The organism is Variovorax beijingensis, assembly GCF_003951285.1.
Lineage (GTDB): Bacteria > Pseudomonadota > Gammaproteobacteria > Burkholderiales > Burkholderiaceae_C > Variovorax > Variovorax beijingensis.
In genome coordinates, this window is the sequence record NZ_RXFQ01000061.1 from 1 (window position 1) to 2,516 (window position 2,516).

The window sequence follows — 2,516 nt, forward strand, 5'->3', positions numbered from 1 at the left end:
GTATGCGGTCAGTAAACCACGTCCTTGAGCCGCAGGCTGTGACCTGACAGCCTACGTTCCCACGTAGATGAACGCGGGAACGTAAATGACAGACGATTTGGAAGACCTCAAGCGCCGGCTGGTGGTGGGGCACAAGAGCGACGGACGCAGTGTGTACGACGAAGCCGCGAAGTCGCAGCTGGTGGCACTGTGCCTGCAGCCAGGCGCCTCGGTGTCGCGCCTGGCGCGCGAGTGCGGCGTCAATGCCAACCAGGTGGGACGCTGGCTTCGCGAGCATGGCCATGGTGGTCGCGCGCGCAAGGCCGTTGCCAGCGTGGTGCCGGCGTCTGCGGCGTTCGTGGCGGTCCCGGTGCCGCCAGCTTCGCCGATCGCGGTCCGAAGCTGCGACGACATCGTCGCCGTGATGGACGTGCAGGCACGCTTGCCCAATGGCGTGGCGATCGACCTTCGCGGCGTCCAGCTGCGCCACGTCGGCGAAGTGATCGAGGCGCTGGGGAGGCTGCGGTGTTCCGCTTCGACGAAGGACTGAAGGTCTACCTGCACCGCGAGCCGGTGGACTTCCGGCTGAGCATCAACGGCCTGGCGGTGCTGGTGGAACAGGCCCTGGGCCTGGACCCGTTCGCCTCGTGTGCGTACGTGTTCAGCAACCGGCGGCGCGACCGGGTGAAGATCCTGGGTTGGGAGCGCAACGGCTTCTGGCTGCTGCTCAAGCGCCTGGAGAAGGACCGGTTCATCTGGCCCTCGGCCGAGGCAGTTCCCACGCTGACGGCCGAACAGCTGCACTGGTTGCTGGAGGGCATCGACATCGCGGTGGTGCAACGCCACTCGCGCCTGCGCTATTCCAGCGTGGCCTGAAGGAACAATGATGGGGCATGCCGATCCAAGCGGGCGTGTCGCCACCACCCGCCCCTGCCACGATCACCGCTGAAGAACTTGCCGCGCTCATTGCCGAGCGCGATGCGCTGGCCGGCGCGCTGCGAGTCGCGACCACCGAGCGGGACCTCGCCCTGGAGCGGTTGAAGGCGTTGCAGCGCCAGCTGTTCGCGGCCAAGAGCGAAGCCCGCGGCACCGATCAGAAGGACCTGTTCCTCAACGAGGCCGAGGCCCTCGCACCCACCGATCAGACGCCGCAGGCCGAGACCGACGAAGAGGAGTCGACAACGGTCGCCGGGCATCAGCGCAAGAAGCGTGGACGCAAGCCGCTGGACCCCGCACTGCCGCGCGAGATCGTGCGCCACGAGCTGCCCGAGGCCGAGCGTGTGTGCGCCCATGACGGGCACGCGCTGGTGGAGATCGGTGCCGAGGTCAGCGAGCAGATGGACGTCATCCCCGAGCAGGTGCGTGTGCTGCAGCACCACCGCATCAAGTACGCCTGCCCCTGCTGCGATCAGAGCCTAAGGGTCGCGCCGACGCCAGCGCGCATCATCCCGCGCGGGCTGCTCACCGAGCAGGCCCAGGCCTGGGTCATCACCGGCAAGTACCAGTTCGGCATGCCGCTGTACCGCACGGCTGCGCTGCTGCGCCGCTTCGGCGGCGACATCGTGAGCAACACCCTGGCCGCCGGTGTCGTGCGCATCGGCCGGGCCGTGCAGCCCATCATCAACCTGCTGCGCGATCACCTGCTCGACTCGGACCTGATCTACGGCGACGAGACCACGGTCCAGGTGCTCAAGGAGCCCGGGCGCAAGGCACAGACGAAGAGCTACATGTGGGCGCAGATGAACGGCACCGGTCCGCCAGTGCGGCTGTTCGCCTATGCGCCGGGGCGCGGCGCCGTGCACGCCGAGAAACTCTATGCCGGCATCCGCCCCGGCACCACGCTCATGAGCGACGGCTACGAGGTCTACAACGGCATTGCGAGGGCCGGCGGTCTCACGCACCTTGGATGCTGGGTTCACGCACGCCGGCCGTTCATCAAGGCCGAGGAGTCCATCCCGAAGGCAGCCCGCTCGCCCGACCAGCTCGCGACCCGGTTCGTGCGGCTGATTGCCAAGCTGTACCGTGCGGAGTCCTTGGCCAGGGACTGGACGCCTGCGCGCCGGCTGCGGCTGCGCTCGCGCTACAGCGCCGCTGTCGTGCGCGACATCGAGCGGTTGCTGCTCACGCACCTGCACGCCGTCGCGCCGTCGAGCTTGCTGGGCGAGGCACTGCACTACCTGCACGGGCAGTGGCCCAAGCTCGTGCGGTTCCTGGACAACGCAGCTTGGCCGCTGGACTCCAATCCGGTGGAGAACGCGATCCGGCCCTTCGTCGTCGGAAGACGAAGCTGGTTGTTCGCCGACACCGTCGGCGGCGCGAACGCCAGTGCCAATCTTTATTCGCTCATCGAGACGGCCAAGGCCAACAACATCGAGCCCTATCGGTACCTCGTCGCCTTGTTCAAGAAGCTTCCGCTGGCACAGACCGTCGACGACTACGAGGCGTTGCTGCCCTGGAACATCGCGCTGGGCGGCCAGTAGGCCGCTCCTGAGCCTCGGTCACGCGCCACGCAAGGGCGTGGTCTATTGAGCGCTTAC

Annotated in this window: 3 protein-coding genes; all 3 read left to right on the forward strand. The window is 67.5% G+C overall.

Annotation, left to right across the window (positions count from 1 at the left end; all coding sequences use genetic code 11):
- Positions 1 to 85 precede the first annotated feature (85 nt).
- Genes tnpA through tnpC form a run of 3 tightly spaced genes read left to right on the forward strand, consistent with a single transcriptional unit; the run spans position 86 to position 2,459 of the window.
- A complete protein-coding gene (tnpA, locus tag EJO66_RS32360; RefSeq protein ID WP_124962302.1) occupies positions 86 to 529 on the forward strand; it encodes an IS66-like element accessory protein TnpA in 444 nt (147 codons plus the stop codon).
- Positions 505 to 855: an IS66 family insertion sequence element accessory protein TnpB gene (gene tnpB / locus EJO66_RS32365; RefSeq protein ID WP_093016479.1), complete on the forward strand. Its 351-nt coding sequence runs from the start codon at positions 505 to 507 to the stop codon at positions 853 to 855. The genes tnpA and tnpB overlap by 25 nt, the downstream gene beginning before the upstream one ends.
- 17 nt (positions 856 to 872) lie before the next feature.
- Entirely contained in the window at positions 873 to 2,459 is a 1,587-nt protein-coding gene (tnpC, locus tag EJO66_RS32370; RefSeq protein WP_124962301.1) for an IS66 family transposase, read from the forward strand.
- Positions 2,460 to 2,516: the final 57 nt, after the last annotated feature.